9 protein-coding genes are annotated in these 16,422 nt (G+C 74.6%); 6 read left to right on the plus strand and 3 right to left on the minus strand.

Features of this window, described 5'->3' with window-relative positions; genetic code table 11:
- The first annotated feature begins 82 nt into the window (after positions 1 to 82).
- Entirely contained in the window at positions 83 to 2,650 is a 2,568-nt protein-coding gene (locus tag ACFT32_RS05590; RefSeq protein WP_382487054.1) for a CHAT domain-containing protein, read from the plus strand.
- A 55-nt stretch (positions 2,651 to 2,705) separates the two neighbouring features.
- On the opposite strand, the gene ACFT32_RS05595 is transcribed toward ACFT32_RS05590, so the two are convergent.
- Positions 2,706 to 4,451 carry a LuxR C-terminal-related transcriptional regulator gene (locus tag ACFT32_RS05595; RefSeq protein WP_382486137.1) on the minus strand — a complete coding sequence of 582 codons (1,746 nt, stop codon included), beginning with the start codon at positions 4,449 to 4,451 and terminating at the stop codon, positions 2,706 to 2,708.
- A 95-nt stretch (positions 4,452 to 4,546) separates the two neighbouring features.
- Between ACFT32_RS05595 and ACFT32_RS05600 the strand changes: the two genes are divergently transcribed.
- The 5 genes from ACFT32_RS05600 (at position 4,547) to ACFT32_RS05620 (ending at position 11,700) form a co-directional block, all read left to right on the plus strand.
- Positions 4,547 to 5,632 (plus strand): M12 family metallopeptidase, encoded by a 1,086-nt coding sequence (locus ACFT32_RS05600; protein ID WP_382486139.1) that lies wholly within the window; start codon positions 4,547 to 4,549, stop codon positions 5,630 to 5,632.
- Positions 5,633 to 6,048: 416 nt separating this feature from the next.
- Positions 6,049 to 7,341, plus strand: coding sequence for a hypothetical protein (locus ACFT32_RS05605; RefSeq protein WP_382486140.1), 1,293 nt, complete (start codon positions 6,049 to 6,051; stop codon positions 7,339 to 7,341).
- A gap of 55 nt (positions 7,342 to 7,396) precedes the next feature.
- On the plus strand, positions 7,397 to 8,287 hold the full coding sequence (locus ACFT32_RS05610; RefSeq protein ID WP_382486142.1) for a hypothetical protein: 891 nt from the start codon (positions 7,397 to 7,399) through the stop codon (positions 8,285 to 8,287).
- A complete protein-coding gene (locus ACFT32_RS05615) occupies positions 8,284 to 9,381 on the plus strand; it encodes an ATP-binding protein (protein ID WP_382486144.1) in 1,098 nt (365 codons plus the stop codon). The genes ACFT32_RS05610 and ACFT32_RS05615 overlap by 4 nt, the downstream gene beginning before the upstream one ends.
- Before the next feature lie 51 nt (positions 9,382 to 9,432).
- Positions 9,433 to 11,700, plus strand: a complete 2,268-nt coding sequence (locus ACFT32_RS05620) for a hypothetical protein (protein ID WP_382486146.1) — start codon at positions 9,433 to 9,435, stop codon at positions 11,698 to 11,700.
- Here ACFT32_RS05620 and ACFT32_RS05625 read toward each other — a convergent pair.
- Positions 11,678 to 12,550: a hypothetical protein gene (locus ACFT32_RS05625; protein WP_382486148.1), complete on the minus strand. Its 873-nt coding sequence runs from the start codon at positions 12,548 to 12,550 to the stop codon at positions 11,678 to 11,680. The genes ACFT32_RS05620 and ACFT32_RS05625 overlap by 23 nt on opposite strands.
- A 178-nt stretch (positions 12,551 to 12,728) precedes the next feature.
- Positions 12,729 to 16,352, minus strand: a complete 3,624-nt coding sequence (fxsT, locus tag ACFT32_RS05630) for an FxSxx-COOH system tetratricopeptide repeat protein (RefSeq protein ID WP_382486150.1) — start codon at positions 16,350 to 16,352, stop codon at positions 12,729 to 12,731.
- Positions 16,353 to 16,422: the final 70 nt, after the last annotated feature.

A 16,422-nucleotide genomic window follows, 5' to 3' on the forward strand; every position in this document is an offset into this window, starting at 1 on the left:
CCGAACCTGTGTGGTGTGGTCGGGGACCACTACCATCCGAGGAGTGACAGCGGGAAACGACTCGGTGGCGGCACTGCTGCCGATGGTGTTCGCCGATCCGGGCGAGGCTCTCGCGAGGGCCCGGGCGCTGCTCGACGCCGATCCCGACCCGCTGCACGCCTCCGTCGCCCATCAGGTGATCGGCATCTGGCAGCGGGACTTCGGCGATCTGCGGCTCGCGCTGAACCATCTGCGGCGCTCCCGGGACTTCGCGGCGCGCGCGGACTCGGCCGACCGGGAGGCGGATGTGCTGGCCACGCTGGGCGTGGCGCTGGTGCACGCGGGCCGGACCCGGGAGGGCCTGGCGGCGTTCGAGCGGGGGGTCGCACGGGGCGGCGGGCACACGCGGGCACGGGTGCTGTACCGGCGGGCGTACGTGTGGTGGGTGCTCGGCCGGCATCGCGAGGCTCTGGACGACGTACGCCGGGCGGTTCCCGTGCTGCGGCAGGCGGAGGACGTGATCTGGACGGCGCGGGCGCTGACCCTGCGGGCGACCGTGCATCTGGCGCTGGGGGCGGTGGAGCGGGCCGAGGCGGACTTCACCGCGGCCGAGGCGCTGTGGGACACCACCGGCCAGGAGCACGACAAGGCCGACGCGGTGGAGAGCCGGGGGCTCGCCGCGTTCCGGTCGGGTGACGTGCCGGTGGCGCTGCGGCTGCTCGACGAGGCGGAGGAGCGGTACGCCCGGCTCGGCACGCCGACGTTCATGCTGAACATCCGGCGCTGCGAGGTGCTGATGGCGGCCGGGCTCGCTCCCGAGGCGCTGGCCGAGGCGGACGCGGCGATCAGGAAGCTCGACGGGATCGGCGGGCAGTCCACGCGCAAGGCGGAGCTGCTGCTGGCCGCCGCGCGGTCCGCCCGGCTGGCCGGGGATCCGCACACCGCGATCGCCCGTGCCGCTCTCGCCGTACGGCTGTTCGCCGGGCAGCGGCGCACCTGGTGGGAGACGCACGCCCGGCTGGTGCTGATCGAGGCGCGGCACGCGGCCGGGCGCGGTTCGGGCCGGCTGGTCGCCGACGCCGCCGCGGTGGCGGAGAAACTGGCCTCGTTCGGGGCGCCGGCCGCGCCGGAGGCGTCGCTGCTGGCGGGCCGGATCGCGCTGGGCCTTGGCTGGACGGCGGACGCGGAGCGGCATCTGGCCGTCGCCGCCCGCAGCAGGCGGGGCGGGCCGCCGCTGGCGCGGATGACGGGCTGGGCGGCGCAGGCGCTGCGGGCGCGGTCCGCCGGGTCGGCCCGGGGTGTGCTGGAGGCGTGCCGACGGGGTCTGGACGTGCTGGACGACCACCGGATGACGCTGGGCGCCTCCGAGCTCAGGGCGCGCGCCACCGAGCAGGGCGCGGAGCTGGCCGCGCTCGCCCAGCGGGCCAGTCTGGTCTCGGGCGGGCCGCGGCGGCTGCTGGTGTGGAGCGAGCGCTGGCGGGCCACCGTGCTGTCGACGGCGCCGACCCGGCCGCCCGCCGATCCGGAACTGCTCAGCGGCATGACCGCGTTCCGCGAGATCGCCTCCCGTGCGGAGGCCGCCAGGATGGAGGGCCGGCCGGTACCGGCGCTGGAGCGTGAACAGCGCCGCCTGGAGCGGGAGATCCGGTCCCGGACCCTGCACATACGGGGTGAGGCGCCCGGGGGCGGGGACCGTTTCGACGTCGGCCGGCTGCTGGAGCGGCTGGGCGACGAGGTACGGCTGGTGGAGCTCGCCGTGCTCGACGGGCGAGTGCAGGTGCTGCTGTGCGGGCAGGGGCGGGTGCGCAGGTTCGAGGCCGGGCTGCTGGCCGAGGCGGTGACGGAGGCGGAGCACGTGCAGGCCGGGCTGCGGCGGCTGGCGCATCCCGGGGCCGAGGCGCGTCTTGCGGTCGTGGAGGCGGCCGGGCGGCGGCTGGAGGAGCTGCTGCTCGGCCCGGCGGCGGCGCAGCTGGGCGGCGGCCCGGTGGTGATCGTGCCGCCGGGGCGGCTGCACCGGGTGCCGTGGGCGCTGCTGCCGTCGCTGCGGGAGCGGGTACTCAGTGTGTCGCCGTCGGCGGGCAGTTGGCTGCGTGCCGGGGAGACCGCGCCGCCGCCGGACGGCTGCCATGTGCTGGTACGCGGCCCGGGCCTGGCGACCGGCGGCGCCGAGGTGCCCGAGCTGGCCGGCCGCTACGGCTGCGCGACGGTCCTGGAGGGCGGCGAGGCGCGGGTGCCACGGGTGCTGGAGGAGCTGGACGGGGCGGCGCTGGCCCATATCGCCGCGCACGGCACGTTCCGCGCGGACAGCCCGCTGTTCTCCTCCCTGCGGATGGCCGACGGGCCGATCGTCGTGCACGACTTCGAGCGTCTGGCCCGCAGCCCGTACCGGATCATCCTGTCCTGCTGCGACACCGCCCGCCTCGCGTCCGTCGGTGCCGACGAACTGCTCGGCCTGGTCACCGCGTTGCTGCCGCTGGGCACGGCCGGGGTGGTGGCGTGCAGCGCGCCCGTCAACGACGCCGCGGTGGTGCCGCTGATGCTGGCGCTGCACAAGGGCCTCGACGCCGGCCTGTCACTGGCGGAGGCGCTGCGCGACGCCCGGGCCGCCCTGCCGGGCGACGCGCTGCACCAGGCCACGGGGTGGGCGTTCTCGGCGTTCGGGGCGGCCTGAGGGGCGGCCTGACCCGTCCCCTGTGCGGGTCAGGCCGCCGGTCTCGGGGTGCGGCTCAGGCCGGCTGGGCCTCCGGCTCCTCGGTCAGCCACGGCAGGGCGCCGCGGTCGCTCGCGCCGAGCCGTGTGTAGGCGCTGTACAGGTGATTGCCGACGGTGCGGATCGACAGGGTGAGCCGCTCGGCGATCTGCCGGTTGCTCAGGCCCGCCGCCGCGAGGGTGACGATCTGCCGCTGCCGGGCGGTGAGTTCGCCGAGGACCAGCCCGGACAGGGCCGGCGTGCGGGCGCCCTGGCAGCGCCGGGCCAGGGCCACGGCCCGGGTGCGGGAGTGCCGGGCGGCACGCGGATCGCGGTGTGTCCCCACGGCCTGGGCGTGCGCCTCGGCGGCGAACAGCGTGAAGCCGCGCCGCTCCAGTTCCTCGGCGACCTCGTCCAGGGCCGGGCCGTCGGCGCGGGTGAGCGCGTCGGCGTGCCGGGCGAACACACCGGTGAGCCGGTCGATGACCTTCTCGGGGGCGCCGAGGCGGACGGCGTCGTAGGGGTCGGCGAGGTTTGCGAGGACGGTGTCGAGGTCGCCCCCGATGTCGACCGGAGGTTCGCCCGACAGGGCGGAGGCACGGTCGAGTTCGTCCTGGCACGACGCGTCCGAGGGTGCGCCGCGCAGCCCCTCCCTCGCCCAGGCCGCCGCCTCCCGCGACTCCCCGCGCAGCCGGGCGAACCGGGCGCGTACGGCGGCGTACCCGCACGGCAGCGGGCCGCCCTCGGCGACCAGCCACTCCCCCACCGGCGTGGCCAACGGCCGTACGTCGTCCCGGTCGATCCGGTGCGCGAGTGCGGCCGACTCGGCGTCGAGGGCGGCGGCGCACACGTCCGGTGTCCGGGCCAGCCGGCGCGCCCGCAGCCGGCCGGCCGCGGCCCTGAGCACCGGGCCGTGCAGGGGGTGCGCGAGGCGGACGGTGCCCGCGTCGTCGACGCGGATCAGGCCGTCGGACTCCAGGACTTCGAGGGCCCCGATGTCCGCGTCGTCCGGACGCAGCGGCAGGGGTTCGGCGAAGGCGAGGCGGTCCAGGGTCTCGCGTTCGCGAGGGCAGGTGCGGCCGAGGACGGGGGCGGTGCGCTCACGCACGGCCGTGGTCAGCGGCACCGGGCCCCGCCACGCGCGTTCCCCGGTGCCCGGGACCTGGGTGAGCCGCCCCCGCACCGCGCCCAGCAGGTCGCGCAGCAGCCGCAGATCGCCCTGGCTCAGCCGGTGCAGCCGGCCGGCGGTGAGCGGGTCGAGGGGGCCGGCGCCGGCCGTGAGGAGCTGCGCGATCTCCTCCTGGGCCGGCGGCTCCAGGGTGAGACGCGGCAGGAGCTCCCCGGTCCACAGCCGGGAGATCGCGCCGGGTACCCGGGTACCGTCCGTGGCGACGACCAGCAGACGGGTGCGGCCGTGCACGGCGAGTTGGTGGACCAGGGCGGCGGAGGCGTCGTCGAGGAGGTGCGCGTCGTCCACGACCAGCGTACGGACGCCGGCCAGGAGCTGGACCGCGCGGTGCAGGGTGACCGTCTCGGGCAGCAGATGGGCGAACGCGGCGAAGGGAAGGGCGCGGCTCTCGGGCGTACCGGCCGCCCGGGCGCAGTCGGTGCCGCGGACCGCCTCGGTGACCAGGCGGGTCTTGCCGCAGCCCGCCGGGCCCGTCACCGCGATGCCGCGGCGTCCGCCGGTCAGGGACCTGCGGACCAGCTCCAGTTCGTCCTCCCGCCCGGCGAACGGCCAGGGCAGCTCCAGGGGCGTCGCGTCCCGCTCGTAAGTCGTCACACAGATATGAGCGCGGCTACTCACTTCTGATACAGGGCGACTTGAGTAGCCCCCGACTCAGGCGCCCGGGACGGCCCGCGGGGCAGGCTGTGGCCATGACCGCACGCTACTGCTCGCTGGCTCAGGCGCCGGCGCCCGCCTTCGCACCGGGGCTGGCGGCCGAGCGGCTGAGCGCGCTCGTGAGCGGGCGGCGGATGTGGGTCAACGGCACTGTTCTGCACTACTGGTTCTTCGACGGCGACAGCGACGCGTCCGTCATCCCCGTGCCGGGGACGGGGATGACGCGACGCGTGTCGTGGGCCGGCGCCGAGGAGCAGCGGGACGTGGTGCGCGCATGCTTCCAGGAGTGGCAGGACCTCGGCGCCGGGATCTCCTTCGCCGAGGTCGACGACCGCTCGGAGGCCGAACTGCGCATCGGGTTCCAGCTCGGTGACGGCTCCTGGTCGGCCGTGGGCCGTGACGCGCTCCTGGCGGGCCGGCACGAGCGCACCATGAACTTCGGCTGGGACCTGACCGCGCCCGGGGAGCGCGGGACGGCCCTGCACGAGATCGGGCACGCGCTCGGCATGCTGCACGAGCACCAGAGCCCGTTCGCCGGCATCCACTGGGACGACGAGGCGGTGTACGCCGAACTGGCGGGCCCGCCCCACCACTGGAGCAGGGAGAGGACGCACTACAACGTTCTGCGCAAGCTCGACCCGGACGAGGTCAACGGCTCCGTCTGGGACCCGCAGTCGATCATGGAGTTTCCGTTCGCGTCGGGGCTGGTCCTGGAGCCGGAGCAGTACCGCGCCGGTCTGAACCCGCCCGGCACGCTGTCCGCCGCCGACAAGGAGTTCGTGCTCCGCTGGTATCCGCCGGCGGATCCTGAGGGACCGTCCGAACTGGTGCCGTTCCGTTCGGCACCGCTCGGCCTCGGCCCGGGCGAGCAGGCCGGCTTCGTCGTCGACCCGCCGGAGACCCGCACCTACACGCTCGGCACCTTCGGCGACAGCGATGCCGTCGTCGTGGTCTTCGAGGAGCGGGACGGGGAGCCCCGCTACCTCGCCGGGCAGGACGACGGAGGGACCGCGCAGAACGCCACGATCAGCGCCCGGCTCGTCAAGGGCCGCCGCTACCACGTCCGCGTACGCCTGTACTCCGCCTGGGGTTCCGGCGAGACGGCGGTGATGTGCTGGTGACAGCACAGGCGCGCCGCGCGGACACCTGAGCCACAGTCCGGCACCGGGGGAGCGGTCGAGGACGTCGCCCATGGGGGTGGGTGACGTCCTCGACCACGCCATGTCCTGGTTCACGGCCGGGGCGGGGGCGCACGGCCGACGGACGCGGTGCCGTCGAGGGCCTCGCCGAGGGCGGCGGGGCGGACGCGGGGCGCACCGGCGCCGGCGCCGTGGCTCCGCCCCAGGGGTGAAGAGCGTTCACCGGCGGCCGACATGGGGCATCGTGCAAGGGAACGGCTGGCAATGGCGTTACGCCGTCCGAGTATGGATGCCTACGCTTGATTGCTCTCGCGGCTGCACGTCCGTACCGGAAGGCCCACGAGGTGCCGGCGGCCCGACTACGCTCGCGGCGTAACACCGGGGGATGGGGGGAGCGGGTGGAGACGTCCCGACGCGACCGTGCCCGGCGGCGTAAGGCGCCGGCGGCGGTTCCGGCCGTGCTGCTCCGGGCGCTGGGCGCTCTGGTTCTGGGCATTCTGATCGGTCTGGCGGCGGACCCGTCGCGCCTGGTCGGCACCACCGGGTACGTCTTCGCCACCGGACTGCTGCTGGCCGTGGGCCTGTACGGCAGCACGTACGGCATCGACCTCGCCGATCTGCGCCGTGATCTGCGCGGTGTGGTGGCGGCGGTCACGCTGGGAGTCGTCCTCAAGGCGGCGATCGTCTCGGGCGTCATGGTCTGGGCCTTCGACCGCCCGGAGTATCTGATCCTCGGCATCGTCGTCGCGCAGATCGACCCGCTGTCGGTGGCCGCCCTCGGCAGGGACGGGCACATGTCGCAGCGCGCCCGGTCGCTGCTCACGGCGTGGGCCTCCTTCGACGATCCGATGACGGTCCTGCTGACGCTGTACGTCGCCGGGTACGCCTACACGGCCGCGGGGCACCCGGGCACGCCGTCGGTGGTGGGCGGCGGAGCCCGCGGCTACGCCCTCGGACTGGCGTTCAACGCGCTGCTCCTGGCCGGTGCCCTGCTGCTGTGGTGGGCGGGCGGCAGGCTGTGGCCGGCACGACGGGCACGCAAAGGGTCCGCGGCGTCCGCCGAGTCTCCGGAGCCCGGGGATCTCGAGCGCCCCCGGCGTCCCGTGACGCCGCTCGGCGCCCTGCTGGTCGTCTCCATGATCGTGCTCGCCGCGGCGAACATGCTGATGCTCGCCGTGGCGGTGGCCGGACTGTTCCTCCGCACGCGGGCGTTCGCCCGTCCGCTCGCACGGGCGGTCACGAGCGCCTTCCTGCTCGCGACCACCCTGCTGGGCCTGTTCGCCGCCCAGGGGGTGTCGCCGGGCCCGGGGGTGGTGCTCGGCCTCTCGGCGTTCGGCGCACAGGCGGTGGTGGCCGTGCTGCTGATGCCCCTCTTCGTGCGCGGACTGTCCCGGAGGGACCGGGTCCTGCTGGGGATCGGCCAGCAGAACGGTCTCACGGCCGTGCTGCTCGCCCTCACCCTCGAACGGGACTTCCCGAAGACGGTCGGCATCGTCGCCCCGGCCGTGGTGACCGTCAACCTGCTGCACTACGGGGCACAGATCGCGTTCGGCTGCTGGTCGCGCCGCCGTTCCGGCGGGAACCGGCAACCCGCGGGCGGGCAGCGGCGTCTCCCCCGGCATCCGGCGGCCGACGACGGCGGGGCGGGCGAGGCACCGACGGCGGCCGACGGACTGCGGTCCTCCGCGTAGCCGAATGATGTGCGGCGGCCCGGACGGGTCGCCGCCAGGGGAACGGGGAGGCCGGATGGGTGAGCGCAGAGGGAGCCGTGCCGGGCGTCCCCGCACGGGACCGCGCTGGACGCCCGTCCTGCTGCTCGGCACGCTGCCGCTCCTCACCATGACCGCCGGACAGGCCGCCGCCGACACGGGCAGGAGCGATGTCCGGCTGGTGTACTGCCTCGCCGACGAGCACCGGGGCGAGCTGGGGGACGCGGCTCTGCGGCTCGGTGTGGTGCGGCGGGCTCCGGGGCCGGTCGGCGGTGCGGACGCCGTACGGGTGCCCGGCCGCAAGGGCGGTGTGATGTCGCTCGACGACTGGGCCGCCGAGCGCCCGGGCGACTTCGCACGGGTCTGCGACGCGGTCATGGCCGCAGCGGGCGAGCCGCCGGGGGCGCCCGCGGACCAGGGCGGCGGTGGGCCGGGCGGGTTCGCCGACGGAGCGCTCCTGCTGGCGACCGGCGCCGTGCTCACCGTACTCGGACAGAAGACGGAACGGATCTCGGCGGAGCGGCGCACGCACAGCCGGCAACTCACGGCGGCCGTGCTGGAATTCCGGAGGATCGCATGGCTGTATCTCGCGGAGTACGAGCAGGTGGCCGAGACGGACCACGCCGAGGCGGCGCGGGCGAGGGCGACGCTCACCGGCCTCCTCGCCCTGGTGCCCGGCCCGTCCGCACGCCGGGCGGCGGCCCGGGCGCTGGCCGACTCCCTGCCCCTTGCGGACAGACTGCCGCGCAGCCGGGACGGGCAACTCCTGCAACCGCACGACAGAAAGACCGAGGCGGACGCCGTGCGCACCACCCTGGACCGGCAGACGCGGGAGGTGGGGGATCTGCTGCGCCCCGCACCTGTCCGGTGGCTGCGCGGATCACGACACAGCGGCCGTCCCACAAGCGCCGGAGGGCAACACGGATGACCAACTCCGACTGGGCGAACCCCTACGGAGTGCGCAAACCGTACGGATCGAACGGCGCGGGCAACGGCGACGGCCGTGACAACCGCGCGAACGGTTCCGCCACGCTCAGCGCCGACCACCCCCTGGTGCCGTGGAAGCAGCCGGACCACATGCACCAGTGGGTCGACGTCGACCACTCCCGTGACGAACTGGACCGCTTCGAGGAGCACTGGCCCGACCTCGGCGAACTCCTCGACTCGAGCTCGGGGCACGGCCGGGTGGTGGTCGTCAGCGGACCGCCCGGCATGGGCAAGACGTCGCTCATCCACCGGTGCATCCACGAGGCGCGCCGGCGTGTGACGGCGGCGGCGCCGGCGGCCGGGAACCCGCTCGTGCTGTTCGCCCCGACCGCGGGGCTCGACAACGACGGCCGCCGGATCAGTGTCGACCCCGACGGCCGGTCGTTCGCGCCGACCCGGCTGATCAACGCCCGCATACGCCGCGAGATCGCCAAGAAGCTGCTGCTGCACCAGTTCTCCGAGTCCCGGGTGCAGGCGATCATCGCGGAGGAGGACCCGTTCCAGGCCTACAGCGAGATGAGCGACCTGCTCATCCAGCACAACGCGCTGCTCTTCGTCGTGATCCCGCACATCCGGTGGAACGACGCCCAGCTCCGGGCGGCGTTTCTGCGCACCTGTCTGAGCCCCGCGCACCCCAGGATCGTACTTTTCGTCGAAGTGAGCCACGGCGCGGCGGAGACGACGCGGGAAGTGGCCGCCGCCATCGGCGGATCGGCGGCGGTCACCCATCTCGCGCTGCGCGAGCTGGACTCCGAGGACATCTGGAGGTTCAGTCACAGCGCCCGCACCGCCGGTGGCGGACCGCACGGCCTGGTCGAGCCCGACAGGAGTTCCCTGATGGCGGCATACGACGAATGGAAACCCTCCGACGTACGCGAACTGCGGAAGGTCTTCCACTCGGCGGCGAACGCCCTGCGCAGCGCACCGCACCCCTGGCCGATCGACGCCGACGCGCTCAGACCCCACTGGGAGAACCGGCGGGCCCGCCGTGACGCCCTGCTCCGTGAGCCGATCCTGCCCCGCCCCGGCGGCTGATGCCCGCCGCCACCCCGACCGCGCCTCTCCGGACCCGCAAGGAGTGCCATCGTGGCCGCAAGCAGCGCAGACACCTGGTACAGCAACCCCTTCCCCCTGGTGCCGGTCGTGCGGCTCGGCCCGTCGGCAGACCTGGGTGAGGCACCGGTCGAGGCCGCCGACTCGGGCAACGCCCATGTCTCCACCCAGTTCCTCGGGGACCTCGAGGAACTGGTGCGCGACTACCTCCGGGACCGGCCCCGGGGCGGCCGGCGCGGCCGGGCGATCGCCGTGGTGGGAGAGTTCGGCCTGGGCAAGAGCCACGCGGCCCGCGAGGTCTGCAACGGGCTCGCCCGTCCGGACGGCCCGGCCATGTGGATCGTCGACGAACCGGTGCAGGACTTCGGCCGTATGTACCGCGACCGGCTGCGCGGCCCCGCCGACACCCCGGAGGGCAAGGCCGCGTTCGAGGAGCTCGTCCGCGACTACTACGCCTATGTGACGGCGGCCCGGGTCGGCGAGCAGAGCTCCGAGACACGGCCGGGCCGGCCGGACGACATCCCGCTCGGTGACATCGCCCTGGACGACATCGCCACCGGGCTGCGCGACCGCGTCCTGGACCCCGACAAGGTGGTCTCCGCCCTGCGCTACGACCCCGAGGTGATGCACGCCGATCTGCGGGTCACCCTCGGCGAGGTCACGGAGCACAGGAGGTTCGCCACCGCGTTCGCCCTGCTGCAGGACCCCCGGTTCACCTCGATGGTCTGGGCGTGGCTGACCGGTGACGAGCCCGCCCCGCAGCTGAGGGAACGCGGCATCAGGGACGCCGTCACGGGCATCGACCCGGTCTTCGACGCGCTGGCCGTCCAGGGCTTCCTGCACGGCCGGGTCGGCAAGCCGTACGTCCTGCTGATCGACTCGCTGGAGAAGGTGCTGGACTGGCCGGAGGACTCCCGGCGTACGTTCGTCGACGCCTTCGAGCGCCTCGTCAACGTGTATGTGAGCCGGGGCGGGCTGCTGGTGTTCTGCACCTCGCCGAGCGGGCTCAACGCGTTCCGCCCGAGCCTGCACGAGCGGGTGGTGCAGCTGTGGCCGAACCGGTTCACGGCGGAACTGACGGCGGATCTCGTCGCCGAGTACGTCGGTTCGGGCGCCCGTCCGGGCTCCGCCGAGGGCGCGGTCGAGCGGTGGCCCGCGCCCTTCGGTTCCGAGTCGGTGGCGATCCTTCAGGAGCTCACCGGCGGGGTGCCCCGGGAGATCCTCAAGACCTGCCATCACGCCTGGCAGCTGAGCGAGGACGGCGGCGGAGCGGTCCGGGAGGTGACCGCCGCGACCGTGCTGCGGGCCGTGCGCGATCTGCACGACAACGTCTCCGAGGACCAGGTGCTCTCCACGATCCATGACGCGCTGGCCCTGGGGCAGTGGCGCATCGCCTCGGTCGACCCGGTCCCGGCGCGGGGGCCCGCCGCCGACGGGCCGCTGCTGGTGGCGTACTGGCTGGAGCCCTTCGAGAACGCCTACATCGCGATCGTGGTCACCTCGTCGGTGCTGGTCGCGGACGACCAGGAACGCATCACCGCGCGCGTCCGGGCGCTGCGCCGCGCACTCGAACCGGCCCGGGCCGAGGTGCTGCTGGTGGTCAACGGCCATGTGTCGCGGACGATGCGGGACCGGCTGGCGCGCTCGCTCGGCTCACAGCCCCTGCTGTACCGCCCGGGTGACTTCGAGCGGTCCGTGAACGAGGCCCTGGACCGGCTGCGCGCCCGGCTCACGGATCTCCGTCAGGAGGCCGATCTCGCGGAGCTGACCAACGAGTTGCGCGGTGCGCTGGGCGAGCACAGTTCCCAACTGGGGCGGCTGCGCCGGACGGTGAGCGATCTGGCCCGGCGGGATCTGGTCGCGGCGGCGCCCGGCCCGGCGCGCACGGCACTGCCGGAGCCCGTCGAGGGCCGGTTCGAGGAGGTGTTCTCGCTCCTCGACTCGGCCGTGGAACGGCTGGCCGGCCGTTCGTCCGGCGGTGGTACGGAGGGGAGCCCGCCGCTGCGGGCGGGGCGGGCCGATCTGACGGCGCTGGGCTGCGCCACCCTGGTCCGGCAGCTGACGGAGAGGTTCCGCACGGGCGCCGACGCCTGGTTCCGTGCCGCCTCGCCGGGCGCGTCCGAGGAGCAGTGGGCGGGGCTGCGCCGGGTCTGCCGGGAGTACGAGACGGCGGTCGAGGTGCTGCCCGTGCAGTCCCTCGGCGGTTCAGGACCGGCCCATCGGCCGACAGCGGCGCGCGCGGTGGAGGCGCTCGCCGACGAGGTCTGGGGCGGGCTGGTCAGTGCGGTCCGGGCTCCGTGACCTCGCGCAGCGCGCCCGCCAGCTGGTGCAGCCGGCTCTCCGCGTGGGCGACCTGACGCTGGTCCAGTGTCACCCCGAGGACGTAGTCCCGCGGCGACAGCCAGGTCACGTACACGGCACCCTCCTGGACATCCAGGACCAGGCGGTCGGCGGGCGGCTGCACCACCAGCCGCAGCGCGTCGGTCAGCCGGGCGAGATGCCCGCGCAGGCCCTGGGCGAGGTCGCGGTACCCGGTGCGGCGTGAGCGCACGCTGGTCTCGAGGAAGCGCGGGCCGAGCTCGGCGTTCTCGAAGACATCGCCCGCGCAGACGAGTTTCCAGTCCCGGTAGAAGGCCGCGTAGTGCAGGTCGATGGTGTTGACGTGACCGCCCCACAGGGCCCGCAGCCGCATTTCGGACAGGTTCTCGTGCTCGGCCGCCGCCGTCCCGAAGTCGATGCGCAGCTTCTCCTTGTGCTCCGGCAGCGGGACCGGAGGGTCCGTCAGGCCACCGGGCAGTTCGTCGGGCAGGTGGTGCACCCGGGTCCGGATGGCGGAGACGAGGGCGTTCATGGCCGCGTCGGCGGCGGACATCCCGCCGGGCGTGTCGGTGAGCGCGGCCAGATACTCCCCCGGCTTGACGCGACCGCCCCACAGGCCGCCGCGTGCGTTGGCGACCACGACGCGCATCAGCTCACCGGTCCCCAGGGGCCGCATCAGCGCGTTCAGGTCCTGGGTGCACAGCAGGAGCCGGCTGCCGGGCAGGGCCTCGTTGGCGATGTCCTCGCCGCCCACGGTGACCAGGCTGGACAGCGGGGCGCTGTCGCTTCTGCGGAGGACGAAGTCGATGATTCCGTTGCTGTAGTGGGACACCGACCTGAGAGCGGGGACGCCGGCGAAGGCCCCTTGGCACAGCTCTGTTATTCGGCCGTGGCCCTCCGGGAACCAGTGGGACTCGGTGAAGAGCTCGGTCTCCGGGTGCGGGGCTGCTGCCACGTACGCTCACCTTTCCGTCGAGGAACCGTCCGGGCGCCGGGGCCGGTGTCCGGCCCTAGATGCCGGGCAGTTCAAGATCGATGTCGAAGTCCCTGGCCGGTGCCGTGCGGGCGGCGGCGCGGGAGGTGAGCCAGGCGTGGTGCGCGCCCACCCGCCGGCCATCGGGCCGATGCCCCATGTCCAGGTCCCGCAAACGGCGCAGGGCACGCTCGGCGAGTCCGGCCGCCTCGTCCACGCGCCCGGCCGCGGCCAGGGTGGCCGCGAGGGAGTTCTCCGCGGCGGAGACCCAGGGGTGGCTGTCGCCGAGCCGGTCCGCCAGGAGGTTCAGGGCGGCCCTGCCGGTGGCCTCGGCCTCCTCGGCGGCGCCGGCGGACCGCAGGTACACCGCGTGCCGGACCCTGGACAGTCCGGCGTAGGGGTGCCAGGCGCCGAGTGTGCTCTCCAGGGCGCGGCCGCACTGGCGGGCCTCGTGTTCGGCCTCGTCGTGCTTGCCGAGCGCGTGCAGGTCGGCCGCGAGGCTGAAGCGGCAGCGCAGGGTGTCCAGGTGATCGGCGCCGAACCGGCCGGTGGCTTCGGCGAGCACCCGCCGGTCGCGCTCCAGGGCCTTCTCGTAGCCGTAGACCCTCTCGTGCGAGCGTGCGGAGTTGTAGGTGATGCGCCGTTCGCTGACGGCCAGGCCGAGTTCGATGCTCAGCCGGGTGCCGGTCGCGACGTCGCCGTGCCGGTGCAGCCACTGCCGCAGCAGGTCCTGGGACTCCGCGTCGCGGCCCAGTGCGCGGTAGACCCAGGCGAGCAGGTCGGCGGACCGCCAGACGGCCGGGTCGTCCTCGCCGCCGACGGCCTGGCGGTAGCGGAACCGGGCGAGGAGCCGGGCCAGCGAGTCGGGGGCCCGCCCGCTCAGCGCCTCCGTGAACGCCAGGTTGTGCTCGGCCTGCACGGTCGCGCGGTGCTGCGGTCCGAGCAGCAGCGTCAGGCCCTCCAGCACCGGCCGGGCCTGGAAGAGCGCGTCGGAGAACCTGCCGAGGGAGCGCAGCACGGCGCCGTAGGAGTCGGCGGACAGCAGTGTCCTCGGGTGCAGGGGGCCGAGCAGTCTGCGGTGGCCGCGCAGTGCCTGTTCGGAGAGCTGGCGGGCCTGTTCGTAGGCGCCGTCGAGGCGGTGGGCGCGGGCGGTGAGGTTGAGCAGGCGCAGATACTCCGGTGACGGGTCGTCGTCCCGCGGGCTCCAGGCCTCCCGCGCGCGCTCGGAGATGTCGAGCAGCCGGGCCAGGTCGGCGGTCTCGCCGCGCTGGCTCAGGGCGTTGAGATGGCGCAGCATGGAACGCCGGACAGGGGGGCGGTCGTCCTCCCACAGACGCAGCGAGTACACCTCGCGTGCCCAGTCGGCGGACAGACCGCGGTTCTCGTCCGGGTTGAACTCGGCGAGGGTGCCGCGCAGCACCTCCTCGATGCGGGCGCGCTCGTCCGGTGCCATGGCGTCGCGGACGGCGTCCCGTACGGCGTGGTGCTGCCCGAGGGGCTGGTCGGGCCGGTCGAAGTCGACCTCCATGAGCCCGACCCGGGACAGCGCCCACAGGGCGACGCTCACCATGTGCTCGTCGGGCAGCCGGGTCTCGGTCGGGGGGCGGCGGGTGCCGAAGTCGCGGGTGTCGTCCCGGGACAGTTCCGCGAGGATGCGTCTCGACCTCAGCAGTTCGAGTCCCATGCCCCGGCCGGTGAGCAGCGAGGCCGCGTTCAGCAGCCAGCCGAGGGCGTCGCTGGTGCGGCTCTCGGCGCGCCAGGCGAGGGCGCCCGGGGTGTGCAGCACGGTCTGCCGGGCGACGCGCACCATGACCGCCACGGGCGGGGCCGCGCCCTCGTTCCGTTCGAGCAGGGCCTCCTGGGCCGTGCGGTACTCGGCGAGGAGGTGTGCGACGGCGGCGCGGGCCGCCGTCTGGTCGCCCATGCTGTCGTCGCGCCGGTGTGCCGCGGCGCGCTCGGCGAGGCAGAGGGCGGCGATGCGCACAGCGAGCGGGACGAAACCCAGGACCTGGCCGACCCGCTGGGCCTGCTCCTCATCGATCTCCGCGAGCCGTTCGCCGAGGACGCCCCGGCATTCGGCGGGCGACATGGGCGGCAGGGCGAAGGCCGCCATGTCCCCCGCGGCGGGGGCGGTGCGGCTGGTGATGAGGACGTGCCCGCGTGCATGGGGGGTGGGCAGCAGCTCCCGCAGCCCGTCGGGGGATTCGGCACCGTCGTAGACGAGCAGCCAGCTCTGCGTGTCGGCGCGGGAGAGGTGGTCGAACAGCGCAGGGGAAGCGCCGTCTCCCGTCGTGACCAGGTCCAGCCGGCCGGCGAGCCGGTTCAGGCCGCGCCGGGCGCGGGGGATCTCCCAGGAGCGCACCCACCACACCACGTCGTAGGCGGAGCCGAAGCGGTGGCACAGCTCCCGTACGGTCTCGCTCTTGCCCCAGCCGCTCGCGGCGTGCACGACCAGCGGGGTGTGGTCCCGGCCGGCCGTGTGCAGTTCCTCCAGGAGTCCGCCGAGGACGTCGTCCCTGCCGACGAAGCCGCTGTAGCGGGGGGCCACGTTGGTGACGGCGGGCAGCCGCGGGAACCTCGCGCCGGGCGGGCCGTCCGCCGGGGGCGGGGCGCCGAGGCCGAGTCCGGCGTACAGCCGCCGCACGGCCTCGTCCTCGTCGGTGCCGCGCAGGTCGATGCGCTCGTGGTGGGCGGCGCCCGCGTCCGGGAAGGGCTCGTCGGCCAGGACGATGCGGACGTCGGGGTGGGACAGCGCGGCGAGCTGGGCCAGCGCCGCGTGGTCCATGTCCGCCGGGGAGAGGAAGAGCAGCGCCGTGCCGGGGGCCGGCCGGTCGCCGGAGTAGGCGTCCTGGGCGCGCAGTTCGGTACGGATGCCGCCGCGCCGGAACTGGTCCTCCAGCCAGGCGGCCCAGGGGGCGTGGCGCTGGGAGTGGACGAGGGTGACCCGGCCGAGCGGCACCGGCCGCCGGTTGCGGAGCCAGTCGGCGAGCCGTTCGTAGTAGGGGCGCAGCCCGGTCACCGAGCCCTCGGGCTCGCTCTCGACGGCGAGTTGCCGGGTGTCCAGGTAGAGCGGGTGGTACGGGATCTCCAGGAAGGCGACCTCGGAGGTGCGGGAGGTGCGCGAGAGGGGGCCGAACTTGCCGCGGACCCGTTCGCGGGCGCCGCGCAGCCGGTCGTGCGACTCGACATTGCTCTTCAGGCCGAGGGCCAGCAGCCGTACGGGCCGGTCGGCGCGGCCGCCGCTGAGCTGCTCGGCGAGGGCGGCGGAGCCATCGATGGACCAGGCCGTCATGGCGAAGCAGAGGACCAGCGAGTCGGCCAGGGAGCCGAGTCTGCCCTCGGGGGGTGCGCCGGGCGCGTCGGGCAGCGGGGCCTCGACGAGGACGTGGTCGTGGCGCAGGGCGTCCGGGTCCGAGGCGAGGGCGAGGAGGGACGCCGCGTCCGGGCGGGCCACGGAGGCGATCCGGCCGGGCACCGGCTCGGGCACCGGCGCTCCCGCCGGCGCGCCGGTGGCGCGGCCGTCCACGATGAGCACGCTGCGGTTGCTCGCGGCCAGCAGGTCCGCGACGTTGCGAACGGTCGTGCTGACGCCGAGGTTCTCCGCGGTGGAGCAGAAGAGGGCGAACCGTCCCGAGCGGTCGGCTGCGTGGGTGTCGGGCATGGCCACTCCGCTTCGGACGGAAGGTGCTGGACGGTGGGGCACGACAGGTCAGGGACGGTCATTATAGGGC

Origin of the sequence: Streptomyces sp. NPDC057002 (assembly GCF_042673825.1) — a bacterium.
GTDB lineage: Bacteria > Actinomycetota > Actinomycetes > Streptomycetales > Streptomycetaceae > Streptomyces.